Origin of the sequence: Limnohabitans sp. 2KL-27 (assembly GCF_001269345.1) — a bacterium.
GTDB lineage: Bacteria > Pseudomonadota > Gammaproteobacteria > Burkholderiales > Burkholderiaceae_C > Limnohabitans_A.
This window is the reverse complement of record NZ_CXOP01000002.1, coordinates 2199069-2213339: the sequence shown is the minus strand read 5'-3', so window position 1 is coordinate 2213339 and position 14271 is coordinate 2199069. Positions and strand designations below refer to the sequence as shown.

At 59.6% G+C, this 14271-nt stretch carries 12 protein-coding genes; 1 reads left to right on the top strand and 11 read right to left on the bottom strand.

The genetic code is table 11. The features are described from left to right. Position 1: 1 nt before the first annotated feature. The 10 genes from LHAB_RS13520 to LHAB_RS13470 form a co-directional block, all read right to left on the bottom strand. Complete coding sequence (locus LHAB_RS13520; protein ID WP_090047211.1) at positions 2 to 967, bottom strand: alcohol dehydrogenase catalytic domain-containing protein; 966 nt, start codon at positions 965 to 967, stop codon at positions 2 to 4. Between the two features lie 4 nt (positions 968 to 971). Next, complete coding sequence (locus LHAB_RS13515; protein ID WP_228763433.1) at positions 972 to 1784, bottom strand: carbohydrate ABC transporter permease; 813 nt, start codon at positions 1782 to 1784, stop codon at positions 972 to 974. Then, complete coding sequence (locus LHAB_RS13510; RefSeq protein ID WP_228763432.1) at positions 1781 to 2536, bottom strand: carbohydrate ABC transporter permease; 756 nt, start codon at positions 2534 to 2536, stop codon at positions 1781 to 1783. The genes LHAB_RS13515 and LHAB_RS13510 overlap by 4 nt, the downstream gene beginning before the upstream one ends. A gap of 119 nt (positions 2537 to 2655) precedes the next feature. After that, positions 2656 to 3960, bottom strand: coding sequence for an ABC transporter substrate-binding protein (locus LHAB_RS13505; RefSeq protein WP_090047203.1), 1305 nt, complete (start codon positions 3958 to 3960; stop codon positions 2656 to 2658). Between the two features lie 50 nt (positions 3961 to 4010). Continuing rightward, positions 4011 to 4733, bottom strand: a complete 723-nt coding sequence (locus LHAB_RS13500) for an SDR family NAD(P)-dependent oxidoreductase (RefSeq protein ID WP_090047201.1) — start codon at positions 4731 to 4733, stop codon at positions 4011 to 4013. 704 nt (positions 4734 to 5437) lie between these two features. After that, the gene (glp, locus tag LHAB_RS13490) at positions 5438 to 6736 is read right to left on the bottom strand and encodes a molybdopterin molybdotransferase MoeA (RefSeq protein ID WP_090047983.1); all 1299 of its coding nucleotides are present in this window, start codon (positions 6734 to 6736) and stop codon (positions 5438 to 5440) included. A gap of 31 nt (positions 6737 to 6767) precedes the next feature. Then, positions 6768 to 7391: a molybdenum cofactor guanylyltransferase MobA gene (gene mobA / locus LHAB_RS13485; RefSeq protein WP_090047195.1), complete on the bottom strand. Its 624-nt coding sequence runs from the start codon at positions 7389 to 7391 to the stop codon at positions 6768 to 6770. 5 nt (positions 7392 to 7396) lie between these two features. Then, positions 7397 to 8539 carry a GTP 3',8-cyclase MoaA gene (gene moaA / locus LHAB_RS13480; RefSeq protein WP_090047192.1) on the bottom strand — a complete coding sequence of 381 codons (1143 nt, stop codon included), beginning with the start codon at positions 8537 to 8539 and terminating at the stop codon, positions 7397 to 7399. 87 nt (positions 8540 to 8626) lie between these two features. Then, a complete protein-coding gene (locus LHAB_RS13475) occupies positions 8627 to 10060 on the bottom strand; it encodes an aldehyde dehydrogenase family protein (RefSeq protein WP_090047190.1) in 1434 nt (477 codons plus the stop codon). A 116-nt stretch (positions 10061 to 10176) separates the two neighbouring features. Then, positions 10177 to 12246: a sodium-translocating pyrophosphatase gene (locus LHAB_RS13470; RefSeq protein ID WP_090047187.1), complete on the bottom strand. Its 2070-nt coding sequence runs from the start codon at positions 12244 to 12246 to the stop codon at positions 10177 to 10179. 216 nt (positions 12247 to 12462) lie between these two features. Here LHAB_RS13470 and ppa point away from each other — a divergent pair, with 216 nt between their 5' ends. Further along, positions 12463 to 12999 carry an inorganic diphosphatase gene (gene ppa / locus LHAB_RS13465; protein ID WP_090047183.1) on the top strand — a complete coding sequence of 179 codons (537 nt, stop codon included), beginning with the start codon at positions 12463 to 12465 and terminating at the stop codon, positions 12997 to 12999. Positions 13000 to 13079: 80 nt separating this feature from the next. Here ppa and LHAB_RS13460 read toward each other — a convergent pair whose 3' ends face one another. Further along, positions 13080 to 14267 carry a GNAT family N-acetyltransferase gene (locus tag LHAB_RS13460; RefSeq protein ID WP_228763431.1) on the bottom strand — a complete coding sequence of 396 codons (1188 nt, stop codon included), beginning with the start codon at positions 14265 to 14267 and terminating at the stop codon, positions 13080 to 13082. Positions 14268 to 14271: the final 4 nt, after the last annotated feature.

The following is a 14271-nucleotide window of genomic DNA, read 5'->3' as shown; positions in this document are numbered from 1 at the left end:
ATCAATCATGAATATGAAGTTGGGGCTTGATGCGGTCGCCTGCTGCAAATCTAACGAACAGGTCAGAAAGACCCTCCAGAGGGACTTGAGCATCGACCAGTTGCTCGAATTGGGGTCTTTTCTTGCGCAGAATCTCGATGTTTTCTGCGTACTCGCTGATTGGGAAGTAAAACGAGCGGATGTAGTAAAAATCCTTGCGCCGAATAGCCTTCGTCTCATGGACCTGCCATGTGTCAGATTCACCCAATTGCACCACAGCGCCATGGGCTCTGACCGCCTCTAGGGCAGTCTGGCGCCCGGCATCCTTGCCGCTGCACTCTAGGACAAGATCGTAGGCCGCAGTAAGGTCTACCGATTCCAGCGCGACAGCACCGAGTGAAGCGGCAAATTCGCGACGAAATCGATTCGGATCAAACACCTCAACTCGCTCAAAGCCAAAGTTCTGTAGAACCAGCAATCCCCCCAGCCCGATAGGGCCAGCGCCCATCACCAATGCTTTGCCCGAATTGACGATCTTGCGGCTCAGGCGAACACCGTGACCGGCCGTACCGATCGTATCCAGCAGCAAGGGGGCCAGATGATCAGGGATGTCATCGGGTACCGGCAAGAGGCATTGATCAGGCACGCTGACATATTGCGCGTAGCCACCAGGCCTTTGCCAACCAATCAGTTCGTTGGCGTTACGGCAAATGTGGTGTTGACCGGCTAAGCATTCAGGACATTGGCCGCACCAGACAGGGATGTAAACCAAGCACCTTTTCCCATGAAGGGCATGACCGGGATGTTGGACGATCCCAAAAATTTCGTGCCCAGGCGTCACTGGCCAGCCCTTGCGCCACGGGCGCAAGTCGCTTCCACAAAGAGAGCATGCCTTAACCCGAAGCAACACCTCACCAGCGGGGGCGACGGGTGTAGGGACCTCTGCGATCGAAATTTGGCCTTCGCCATCAAACCTCGCTGCCTTCATGTCATCAACCTTTCACTGCGCCAAAGGCAAGACCTGCCACCAGTTTTCGCTGGATCACAAAGGTCAGGATGATCGGTGGCAGGGCGATGACTGTGGCGGCTGCCATGAGTGCCCCCCAGTTGGTCACACCTTCGCCGATGAAATTAAAGGACGCAACAATAGCCGTCTTTGAGGAGATGCCTGAAAGTGCGAGCGCAAAAAGGAAATAGTTCCACGAGAAGATGAAGGACAGGATCACCGCCACAATCAGCCCTGGCATCACGACTGGCAGGGCAATAAGCAGCAAAATCTTGAGTGCACCGCAGCCGTCGATTTGAGCGCTCTCAGTCAACTCCCTTGGCAGACCATCAAAGTGTGGGAGCAAGGTCCACAAGGCGATGGGCACGGTGATCACCGCGTGCGTGATGATCAGAGCGAAGTGGGTGCCGGACAGACCAACATTGGAAAACATGATGAACCACGGCAACAAAAACAGCGTGCCGGGTGCCATGCGAGCGAACAGGGTCAGGGTGGCTGGCCAGACCAGCCGGTGCCAAGAGATGGCATAGGCTGCTGGCACCGCCAGTAACAAGCCTAGCAAGGTGGAGCCCCCAGCGACATAAAAACTATTGAGGGTGTTTTCCAAAAAATCAGTTCTAGTGAACAGCTGGGTGTAGTTTTCCAGGGTAGGCGTAAAAAGCAGCTGGGGTGGATACTTGGTGATGTCGGCGCGGTTCTTGAAACTGGCCAAAATCATCCATGCAATGGGGGCAAAAAGTGCGATGCACAAGATGAAAACTTGAAGCCCCATCAGGTACTTTAGGAGGATTTTTCTCACCAAGTCACCTTCTTTCGCATTTGCGAAAACACCAGCACAGCACCCAGTACGATGGTGCTCAATGTGATCATCAGGGCTGACGCGTAGCCCAAGTCTGAAAATTCGAACGCTTTGCGATAAGCGTAGATATTGAGGGTTGAGGAGGCATAGCCCGGTCCGCCCTGTGTGGTGATGTATATCACATCAAAAAAGCGCAGCAGGTCAACGCTGCGAAGCACAGCGGCGGTCAAGATCGTGGGGCCTAACATTGGCAGGGTGATGTAAAAAAATTCACGCCATCCCGTGGCACCATCGATAGACGCTGCTTCATAAATTTTCGTGGGCAGCGACTGCAACCCGCCCAGTACGATCAGGGCCACAAAAGGCGTCCACTGCCAAGTATCAATCATCACTACAGTGAAGATCACGTAATCGGTGGAAGCCAAGAAAAGACTGGTTGGCAGGTTGGCTGACTTCAGTAAAAAATTAGCAACCCCCATGCCAGGGTCGAGAATCACGATGGACATCATTCCGATGACCACCGGAGGGAGCATAAAAGGCGAGACCATCAGTGTCCGTAGCAGGCCACGCATGACCTGCACGCGGTGCAAAAGCATCCCCAAGGCAACTCCTAAAACGAGTTGCACTGCGAGTGCACTGACATAAAGGATTGCACTCAGTCGCGCTCCATTCCAGAACTGTTCGTCGATCAGGAGCGCCCTATAGTTACCCAGACCGATAAATTGGTGGGGCTGTCCGATTTTGTAATCCATCAGGCTCAGCCAAAAGGCATAGCCGAATGGAAATACCACCATCAATATGACGAAGGCCACTGCGGGCCACATAAGCCCGTGGAGTGATGCCGCCCGCTGTGCCTTCATTGCTTTATGTCTTACTGCAGTTTGGCCAATTCGCCGTCAAGCGCGCACAAGGTGTCCTTTGCGTTGCCTTGTCCCAAGAAGACCTTTTGGACGGCGGCACCTACCATCTCGCGTGCTTCAACTACACGCTCTGTGGGTGGGTAAGAGATGGCCGTTCCGGTCTTGCTGATCTCGACCAACGCATTGGCCCAGGACTGACGTACGGGCAACTCCGTGGTCCACGTCTTAAACTCTGGGCCATTGAACACCGATGCGCGTGGGGGTGCTACGCCGTTCTTGACAAGCTTAGTCTGCATCTCTGCGCTGGTGGCCCATTGCAGAAAGAACCATGCTGCGTCCTTCTTGGTTGAGAAGTTGGACACCGAAACGCCCCAACCGAACACAATGGGCTTGGAAATGCCGGTAGCCTTTCCCTTGGGCAGCACTTTGATGCCGATGTCCTTGTCTCGCCCAGGGAACTTCATGATGTTGGCGAATTCATTGGAAGATTCGTGCGTCATTGCCAGCCTTCCTTGGCCCAGCATTTCAATCACTTGGGTGAAGGTGTGGTTGGCGGCACCGGGAGGTCCGTAGTCCTTGAGCAGCGTCGCATAGAGTTCTGCTCCCTTGATACTGTTCGGGTTGCACATGCTTGGCTTGCCATTGGCCCCCGAAAAATCGCCGCCGCTGTTGTAGATGAAACCTGAGACCGCATAAGAGATCGCACCGCGGATACCGCGTGCGGCCCAAACCGTCGCGTCACCGCGGGCAGGGCAAGCCTTGAGTTTGGCAGCAGCTTCTGGCAGGTCTTCCAGAAACATGGGTTCTGCCACATTGCACTTTTGAAAGATCTCCTTGTTCCAGTAAAAGAGGGGACCTTCAAGGTTGATAGGGAGGCCCACCAGCTTGTCGCCGATTGTCTCAGCGCGACGAAGACCTTCGCCGATGTCGGTGAAGTTGAAATCGGGCGAGGTTGAGGCCGATGACGCAAGAAGCGGGCTCAAGTTGGCGTACCAACCAGCCTTGTCGTACATGGCACCTTCACGGAACTTAAGCGACATGAACACATCGATATCGCTGGATTTGGCCTGCAGCATGGTGTTCAGGCGGGCGCGGTATTGTTCTTCGTTGAAGATCTCCACGCGCAGCCTGATACCCGTCTTGGCGGTGAAATCGCCTGACATGTCCTTGATCGCCTGCGACCAAGGGTGGTTGTTCAGGAGCAGATTGATTGTCTGTCCGTCGTGTTTTTTCCAGTTGAAGGCCTGCGCAACGGCAGAACCAGAACTGAAAACCATCGCGGCCGCAGCGGCCAGAACGCCAAGGGTATGCCTCATCTTGAACTCCTTTTTGTTAAAACGCCTATGTACCAACACTACTTGCGAAATCAGGCGGAGGTGTAGCCGCCATCTACTGGAATCGTCACCCCATTGATCAACGCCGAAGCGGAGGATGCGAGGAATATCGCCGTGCCAGCCAGTTCCTCTGGCTCCGCCCACCGCTTGTTGGGCAAGCGTGTCATGAGTTTGTCGTTGAATTCGGGGTTTTCTCGCCCGCCGCGGCTAATGTCGGTGGCGATCCAGCCAGGAGCAATCGCGTTCACCCGAATCCCGTCTTCGGCGTAGGCCAAGGCCAATGACCGGGTCAGTCCAACGATAGCCGTCTTGGCCGCAGCATAGGCGGGCACTTGGGGGGCGCCAAAGTAACTGTACATTGAGGCAATGTTGATTAGGCAGCCCTGTGTTGCTTTCAATTGGGGCCTGAAGGCGGCGGCTAGACGTACATTGCCGAAAAGGTGGATGTCGACGATCTCGCGAAAGACTTCAGGCTGATGCTCCTCCCAGCGTTTGAGCTTTCCGGCGCAGTGAATCAACACATCAAGCTTGTCGATTTTTTTCGATAACGCCACCACCCCTTCATCGCTGGTCACATCCAGTGGCTCGAAACGTGCGCCTGCACGGATCAGGTCGTCTGGCGGCGGCTTGAGGTCTGTGACGATCACATTGGCGCCCTGTTCAAGGAACGCGTGGGCGAAGGCGCTGCCAATTCCTCCGCAACCACCGCTGATCAAGACATGCTTTCCCTGAACCGAAAAACTGATGGGGCTCATGTGAATTCCCAAAACCTGTATTCAACTGGATGAACCAATGATGGCAGGTTCTTTCGATTTCGCAAGGCCATTTTCGACTTCGAAACCTAAGGATTTCCCTTAGGCGACTTTGGGCAGCCAACTTTCGACGCATCAGACGATACGGGGCTTTCGGCTGCTGCCAGTGGCTGAATTCACTGAATTGTTTATCTGGGCGGTGCTCCCAGAACGCGAGATGGGGTTGCACAAGCGGGGCGACATTGTGGTCGATGGCAACGAGATCAAGATCAAGGCCAACAGCCTAAAGCCATGAGTTATGTACTCACGTGCAGACCACCGAGGCCGAACTTAAAGCACAGATGACCGGTTCATGCACAGCGTCACCAACACGGATGAGGTCGAAGCCATGATGTTGATCGCAACAGCAGGGGGGCTAGACGGTAAACCCAAAGCTGGCAAGCCTTAGCTGCTGGCTGCCATCCTGATGCCGGCCAAGGCCGAAGACTGCTTCAAGGACCCAGAGTCACACACCATCAAGCATGCAGGCAGCTGTTTTGAAGAATACCTATACGCAAAGTCTGCTCTGGGTGAAGCTGCGCACATGATCGGGGAGACGATGTGATCAAGACCAGATCCGACGATCCGCAACTGGCATAGGCTGAACGCGTTGTAGACACTTTGCGGGTAGGCTCCATTGGCGGGCCATCGGACATCCGCACAAGGTCTTACAGGTGCCCGTCAAACATCATCACATCCACCTCGTCGCCCACGGCCACGTTGCCTTGGGCGTGGCCCAGCACGATCAGGCCGTTGGCCTGCACCATGGAGCTGAGCACGCCCGAGCCCTGGTTGCCGGTGATGCTGACTTGCAACTGGCCCGCAGCATCGGTGCTGACGATGCCCCGCTGGTATTCGGTGCGGCCGGGTTTTTTGCGCAGGGCCTCAGTGCTTTTCGCTTTGAGCAGTGGCAGGGCAGGCGCATGCCAGCCCATGAGTTGCTGCAGGGCGGGGCGCACAAAGGCCGCAAAGGTGACCATGACGGCCACCGGGTTGCCGGGCAGACCAAACAACACGGCCGAGCGTTCGCCGCGCTGAATGCGCCCCACCGCCATGGGGCGGCCCGGGCGCATGGCGATGCGCCAAAAGGCCACATCACCGAGTTTTTTCATCATGGCTTTGGTGTGGTCGGCCTCGCCCACGCTGACGCCACCGCTGGTGATGATGGCGTCAGCCTGTTCGGCAGCACCCAAGAAGGCCTCTTCCAGTGCGACAGGGTCGTCGCGCACCACGCCCATGTCGATCAGCTCGCAGCCCAGCGCCTGCAGCATGCCCGCCACGGTGTAGCGGTTGCTGTCATAGACCGCGCCTTCTCGGGGCGCATCGCCCAGGCTCAGGATTTCGTCACCGGTCGAAAAGTAGGCCACTTTGGGCCTGCGCCAGACAGGCACGCTGGGCAAGCCCAGGCTGGCCAGCAGACCGCAGGCGGCAGGGGTGAGGCGGGTGCCTGCGTGCAGTGCGGGCTGTCCGGCCATCAAGTCTTCGCCCAACAGGCGCCGGTTGTCCCCCGCTTGCAGCAGGCCGGGCGGGATGTGCACTGAGTCGCCTGCCACCTGCACCAGCTCCTGGGGGGCCACGGTGTCCAGCCCAGCAGGCATGATGGCCCCGGTCATGATGCGCACGCACTCGCCCGCATTCACAGTGCCTTGCCAGGCGGCACCGGCAAACGCTGTGCCCACTACGGTCAAAGGGGTGGGGGCGTCACTCAAAAGTTCAGCGCCGCGCAGCGCGTAGCCGTCCATGGCCGAATTGTCGTGCGGTGGCACGCTGATGGGCGAGACCACATCCTGCGCCAAGATGCGGCCATGGACTTGCATCAGCGGTAAGGTTTCTTGTTCGCGCACCGGCTGCACCAGCTGGGCCAAAAAGTCGTTCACATGGCGGGCCGAGAGAGCCTGTGGGTCGTAGCCTTGCAGGCGTTCGGCGATCTCATTCAGGGTCAAGGAGGGCGTCAGTGGCGTGGTCATGGTCGGCGCGGCCATTGTGTGGCCAAGGAATTCAGAGGGCTTCGAGCTGTTGCAACTCGGCCAGGGTGTTGGCATTGGCAAAGGCCTGCGGGCTGTCGCCGGGCAAGTCAAAAGGCACGATCGCGCAGCGGTGCTGAGCGGTCCAGGCGTCGATCTTGCGGCCACCGCCTTGGGTGAACTTCACCAGGCTCTCCAGCAGCTCGGTTTTGAGCAGGCAAAACACCGGCTGCGGGCGCACCGCGCCATCGCCCTCGGGTGCGGCGGCCATGGCCATGTCGGCGGCTTGATCCTGCATGGCTTGTTCGAGGCGTTCCACCAGATCCAGCGGAAACAGCGGTGTGTCGCAAGGCACGGTGAGCAAGAGCGGGGTTTCGCAGCGCTCCAGACCCGTGAGGAAACCCGCCAGCGGCCCGGCAAAACCGTCGATGCTGTCGGGCCACACCGGCACACCCAGCGATTCATAGGCGGACAGGTTGCGGTTGGCGTTGATCAGTACTTCTTGCAGCGGCAGGCTTTGCAGCTGCAGACGCATCAGGGTTTGCAGGGCCAGGGGCAGGCCACGAAAATTTTGCAGGCCCTTGTCGATGCCGCCCATGCGCGAGCCGCGCCCGCCTGAGAGGATCAGGCCGGTGATGCCTGGTGTGTGGTGGTTCATGGCCTTCAGCCTCCGATGTAGCTCATTTCCACCCGACGGCCATTGCCGCTGGCGGTGTCGGGCGCGCGCAGGCTGCGCAGACGCGAATATTGGTCGGTGCGTCCGCGCCAGATGGCATCCACCGTTGCGGCCAGTGTGGCGTCGCTTTGCGCGGGGTCGCGCAAGAGTTGGCGCAGATCGAAGCCTTGGCTGGCAAACAGGCACAAATACAGGCGGCCTTCGGTGGACAGGCGTGCGCGGTTGCAGTCGCCGCAAAAGGCCTGCGTCACACTGCTGATCACACCCACTTCCCCCAAAGACGGGTCGTATTCACCCTGTGCATTGGCATAACCCCAGCGTTCGGCGGTTTCGCCAGGGGCGGCGGGGTCGAGTGGCACCAGAGGCAGCTCGGTTTGCAGCAGGCGGATCACGTCGGCGCTGGGCAGCACCTCGTCCATGCGCCAGCCGTTCGTCGCGCCCACGTCCATGTATTCGATGAAGCGCAGCACAATGCCCGTGCCTCTGAAATGCCGCGCCATGGGCAAGATTTCGTGCGCGTTGGTGCCGCGCTTGACCACCATGTTCACCTTGATCGGCCGGAGACCCGCAGCGCGCGCCGCCTCGATCCCGGCCAGCACATCGGCCACCGGAAAGTCCACGTCGTTCATTTGGCGAAAGACCGTGTCGTCCAGCCCATCTAGGCTGACGGTGACGCGTTGCAAGCCCGCGTCTTTCAGGCTTTGGGCCTTGCGGGCCAAGAGCGATCCGTTGGTGGTCAGGGTCAAATCGAGCGGCTGGCCGTCGGGTGTGCGCAGCGCGGCCAGTTGTTCGATCAGGATCTCGATGTTTTTGCGCAGCAAAGGCTCACCACCCGTCAAACGGATTTTGCGTACGCCCCGGCCCACAAACACGGTGGCGATGCGGGTGATTTCTTCGAAGCTCAGCAGGTGGCTGTGCGGCAGGTAGGCGTAGTCCTTGTCAAAGACTTCTTTGGGCATGCAGTAGCTGCAGCGGAAGTTGCAGCGGTCGGTCACGCTGATGCGCAAATCGGTCAGCGGTCGGCGCAGCCCGTCCAGGGGCAAGGTGCTCAGGTCTTGGCCCGCCATTGGCGTGGGCAAAGGCAAGCTGGGATGGCGCTGATCAACCAGCGGAATGACGCGTTCAGACATAGGTGGCAATTGTGCCCTCAAACCCAAGCGGGAGTCCCGGGCAAGGACTCCCCGGGGGTGCTGGTCGGCAGACGGGCAGCCGTGTGATCAGCCGTGTGCGATGGCCACGGTCTTGAGGGTGGTGAAGCCCAGCAGCGCTTCCAGGCCTTTTTCGCGGCCGTAGCCTGAGGACTTGACGCCACCGAATGGCAGCTCCACCCCGCCCGCTGCGCCGTAGTTGTTGATGAAGACTTGGCCGCTGCGCACGCGTTTGGCCATGCGGAACTGGCGACCGCCGTCGCGTGTCCAGATGCCTGCGACCAGGCCAAACTCGGTGGCGTTGGCCAATTCAATGGCATGGTCTTCGTCTTTGAAGGACATGGCCGACAGCACCGGGCCAAACACTTCTTCTTGCGCCACGCGGTGCATCACCGGCACATCGCGCAGCAAAGTGGGGGCTTGGTAAAAGCCGCCCGCAGGCACACCCGCCGCAATTTTCCCCTGGGCCACGGTGGCAATGCCATCCGCCTTGGCCTGGTCCAAAAAGCCGGTGACCCGCTCCAACTGGCTGGCGCGTATCTGGGGACCCAAGTCCAGATTCATGCTGGCCGAGCCCACTTGCAGGCGGCCAAAGGCTTCGCCCAAGCGCTTGAGCAGGGGCTCGTAAATGCCTTGCTGAATCAACACGCGGGAGCCTGCACTGCAGGTTTGGCCCGAGTTCTGCACGATGGCGTTGACCACCACGGGAATGGCGGCGTCCAGGTCAGCGTCGTCAAAAATGATTTGGGGGCTTTTGCCACCCAACTCCAGCGTCACGGGGCAGTGGCGCTCGGCGGCCACCTGCTGGATCAGCGTGCCCACGCGGGGGCTGCCGGTGAAGCTGATGTGGTCGATGCCGGGGTGGCGGGCCAGCGCGTCACCCACCTCGTGGCCGTAACCCGTGACGATGTTCAAGGCACCGGCCGGGAAGCCGACTTCGGCCGCCAACTGCGCCACCCTGATCAGGCTCAGGCACGCGTCTTCGGCGGGTTTGACCACGCAGGCATTGCCCGCAGCCAAAGCGCCACCCACGCTGCGGCCAAAAATTTGCATGGGGTAGTTCCAGGGGATCACATGGCCCGTCACGCCGTGTGGCTCGCGCCAGGTCAGTACGCTGTAACCGTTTTGGTAGGGCAGGGTCTCGCCGTGCAGCTTGTCGCATGCTCCGGCATAAAACTCAAAGTAACGCGCCAAAGCCACCGAATCGGCAGCGGCCTGTTTAGTGGGTTTGCCGCAGTCGCGCTGCTCCAGCGCGGCCAGTTCGGCGGCGTGCTCGCTCACTTTTTGCGACAGCTTCATGAGCAGGCGACCCCGCTCCATGGCGCTCAGCTTGCCCCAAGGACCATTAAAGGCCGTTCGCGCCGCCACCACAGCGGCATCGATGTCGGCCGCTTGGCTGCGCGGGATTTGTTCGAACACTTGTCCGTCAGACGGGTCGAGCACGTCAATGGTTTGGCCTGCCAGGGCAGGGACGGATTGGTTGGCGATGAGATTCAATTGCATGGGGCTATTGTGAAACCGGGCAGGATTTTGAAAATCACCCATGGGACATCGACCTTTGCGGCGCAGCCGGGCAAAAAAAGGCCCGCCAAAGCGGGCCTTTTAAACCGCAGGGCCCATCAGCCCCCGTGAAACTTCATCACCAGCGGCACAATCAGCAGGGCCACGATGTTGATGATCTTGATCAGTGGGTTGATGGCAGGGCCAGCGGTGTCCTTGTAAGGGTCACCCACCGTATCACCGGTCACGGCTGCCTTGTGGGCGTCAGAGCCTTTGCCGCCGTGATGGCCGTCTTCGATATATTTTTTGGCGTTGTCCCAAGCACCGCCGCCGGTGCACATGGAAATCGCCACAAACAGGCCGGTGATGATGGTGCCCATCAGCAGACCGCCCAGCGCCTTGGGCCCCAGGATCAAGCCCACCAGCACTGGCACCACCACGGGCAGCAGGCTCGGGATGACCATTTCCTTGATGGCGGCCGTGGTCAGCATGTCAACGGCTTTGCCGTACTCGGGCTTGGCCGTGCCTTCCATGATGCCGGGGATCTCCTTGAACTGGCGGCGCACTTCAACCACCACGCTGCCTGCTGCCCGGCCCACCGCTTCCATGGCCATGGCCCCGAACAAGTAGGGGATCAGACCGCCAATGAACAGGCCAATGATGACCAGAGGGTCGGACAAGTCAAAACTGATGGCCTTGCCGTACGCTTCCAGTTTGTGCGTGTAGTCGGCAAACAGCACCAGCGAGGCCAGGCCTGCCGAGCCGATGGCGTAGCCCTTGGTCACGGCCTTGGTGGTGTTGCCCACTGCATCCAACGGGTCGGTGATGTCGCGCACGCTGCTGGGCATTTCAGCCATTTCGGCAATGCCGCCCGCGTTGTCGGTGATGGGGCCATAGGCGTCCAGCGCCACCACGATGCCCGCCATGCTCAGCATGGAGGTAGCCGCCACGGCAATGCCGTACAAGCCACCCAGCGCATACGCCGTCCAGATGGCCAGACAGACGAACATCACCGGCCAGGCGGTGGAGCGCATGGACACGCCCAAACCGGCAATGATGTTGGTGCCGTGGCCGGTGGTCGAAGCCTGGGCGATGTGCTGCACCGGGGCGTATTGCGTGCCGGTGTAGAACTCGGTGATCCAGACCAAGGCGGCCGTGAGCACCAAGCCCACGGTGCAGGCACCAAACAGTTTCATTTGGCTGCCCGCAGCGCCTAGGGCGTTGTCGGGCATCAACCATGTGGTGACAAAGTAAAAGGCGATCAGCGACAGCACACCCGAGATGGCCAGGCCTTTGTAGAGCGCGGGCATCACATTGGTCATGCCCGGCGAGGCTTTGACGAAGAAGCAGCCAATGATGGAGGCGATGATGGACACCGCGCCCAAGGCCAACGGGTACAGCACGGCTTGACCCGGCGCTGCCGAAACCAGCAATGCGCCCAGCACCATGGTGGCGATCAGTGTGACCGCGTAGGTCTCGAACAGATCGGCAGCCATGCCCGCGCAGTCACCCACGTTATCACCCACGTTGTCGGCAATCACGGCCGGGTTGCGCGGGTCGTCTTCGGGAATGCCCGCTTCCACCTTGCCCACCAGGTCAGCCCCGACGTCTGCACCCTTGGTGAAAATGCCGCCGCCCAGTCGGGCAAAAATTGAGATCAGCGAAGAGCCGAAGGCAAAGCCAATCAGGGGGTTGAGCAAATTGGCCAGGTTCTTGTCGGGCGTCAGGTTGCCGTTGCCCACCAGAAACCAGTAAAAACCGGACACACCCAACAGACCCAAACCCACCACCAGCATGCCGGTAATGGCACCGCCCCGAAACGCCACGTCGAGCGCTGGGCCAATGCCTTTGGTGGCGGCCTGTGCCGTGCGAACGTTGGCTTTGACCGACACATTCATGCCGATGAAACCGCACGCGCCAGAAAGCACCGCGCCGATCACGAAGCCGATGGCGGTGATGCCATCCAGAAAGATGCCCATCAAGATGGCCAGCACGACGCCGACGATGGCGATGGTTTTGTATTGCCTCGCCAGATAGGCCGCCGCACCAGCCTGAATGGCAGCGGCAATTTCCTGCATCCGGGCATTGCCAGCATCTTGAGAAAGGATCCACCCTCGGGCCCAAATGCCGTAAGCCACGGCAATAAGACCACATACGAGCGCCAAAATGAGCGCTGAATTTCCTGTCATCGTTGAACTCCTCGATGGTTGTCGCAGAACAGAGGGGCAACGCACTGGAGACCCCTCCACGGCGTTGCTTCCTCAGTCCCCGAAACTTGAGAACGATTGGCCAACAATTCATTAAAGAGGCTGTATGGGGATTTGCGCAAGGCCTGTGAAAGTAAAATCGGGGTTAATCCCTAGCGATTCCGTTTTTTCTTAACTTTTCACAAAGAGACCCGCAAGATGTCCCTCGACAACGTGACCCCCGGCAGCAAAGCACCCGAGACCTTCAACGTGATCATCGAAATCCCGATGAACTCCGATCCGATCAAGTACGAAGTGGACAAGGAAACCGGCGCCTTGTTCGTGGACCGTTTCATGACCACCGCCATGCACTACCCCACCAATTACGGTTACGTGCCCCAAACCCTGTCTGGCGACGGAGACCCGGTGGATGTGTTGGTGATCACCCCTTACGCCTTGCACCCCGGTGTGGTGGTGCCCTGCCGCGCCTTGGGCATTTTGATGATGGAAGACGAGGCCGGAGTGGACGGCAAAGTGATTGCTGTGCCGACCAGCAAAATTTTGCCGATGTACGACCACTGGCAAGACATCTCGGATGTGAACGCGATGCGCCGCAACGCGATTGCCCACTTCTTTGAGCACTACAAAGACCTTGAAAAAGGCAAGTGGGTCAAAGTGCTGGGCTGGGAAGGCAAGGACTCTGCCCACAAGGAAATTTTGGACGGCATCGCGGCCTACAACAAAACCAAGGCCTGATGCGGCTGGTTGAGCGCTCGCCCCTTGAGCGCTTGCCACACTGTGAACGCCTGCCCGGTTTGCGCCGCGCTGGCGTTTTTTTATGGGGCCTTCTTCAATGGCGAGTGCTGCTGCAGCGCTTCCAGGTAGTTCTCCACCCCTGCTTTTTCCCGCTCCAAAAACCGCGCCACCGCCTCAGAAAACGCCGGATGCGCCAGCCAGTGGGCGCTGTGGGTGGGGGTGGGCAGCAGGGCGCGGGCCATTTTGTGTTCGCCTTGGGCTCCGCCCTCAAAACGCTTGACGCCATTGGCGATGCACCACGCGATGGGCTGGTAGTAACAGGCCTCAAAGTGCAGGCAGTCCACCCGCGCGAGCGCCCCCCAGTAACGGCCGTAGGCCACTTCGGGCTGGCCAGCGGCGTTCAGGTGCAAGCCGATCAGGCTGATGCCAATGGCTTGCCCCTCGTGTTCAGCCACAAAGAGCAGCCAATTGGCGGCCATGTCGGTGCGCATCGATTCAAAAAACGCTGGGGTCAAATACGGCGCGTTGCCGTGTTCCCAATAGGTTTGCTGGTAGCAGCGCAACAGCAAGGCCCAGTCATCGCCCGTCATGTCGGGGCCACGCACGGCGCGAAAGCTGACCCCAGCTTCAGCCACTTTGCGGCGTTCTTGCCGGATCTTTTTGCGCTTTTCCTGGTTCAGGCTGCCCAAAAAGTCATCAAAGTCGCGCCAGCCTTGGTTTTGCCAATGGAATTGCACCTGGCTGCGCTGCAGCAGCCCGGCTTGTTCGCAGGCCTGCAGGTCTTGCGGGCTGCCAAACAGGATGTGCAGCGAGGGGATCTCGTTGGTTTGACACAAATCCAGCAAGGCGGCCAGCAGCGCTTGCCGAGCGGCAGCACTTTCGGCCAGCAAACGGCTGCCGGGCACGGGCGTGAAGGGCGAGGCCAGCAGGGCCTTGGGGTAATAGTTCAGGCCATGGCGCTCGTAGGCGTCGGCCCAAGCGTGGTCGAACACATACTCGCCGCGTGAATGGGTCTTGAGGTAGAGCGGACAGGCGGCGGCCAATGTGGGGCCTGTGGGGGTGTCGTGCCACAAACTGATCACTTGCAGGGTCCAACCGGTCTCGGGCACGGCCGAGCCGCTGGCGTGCAGGGCCGACAAATAGGCATGCCGCATGAAGGGGGATGGGGCATCCTGCTGGGCGAGCAAGCCGTCCCAAGCCTCGGGCGCGATGGCACTCAGGTCGTCTTGCACCCGGGTGACATAATTCAAGCTCACATTTTCCAGCACCTGT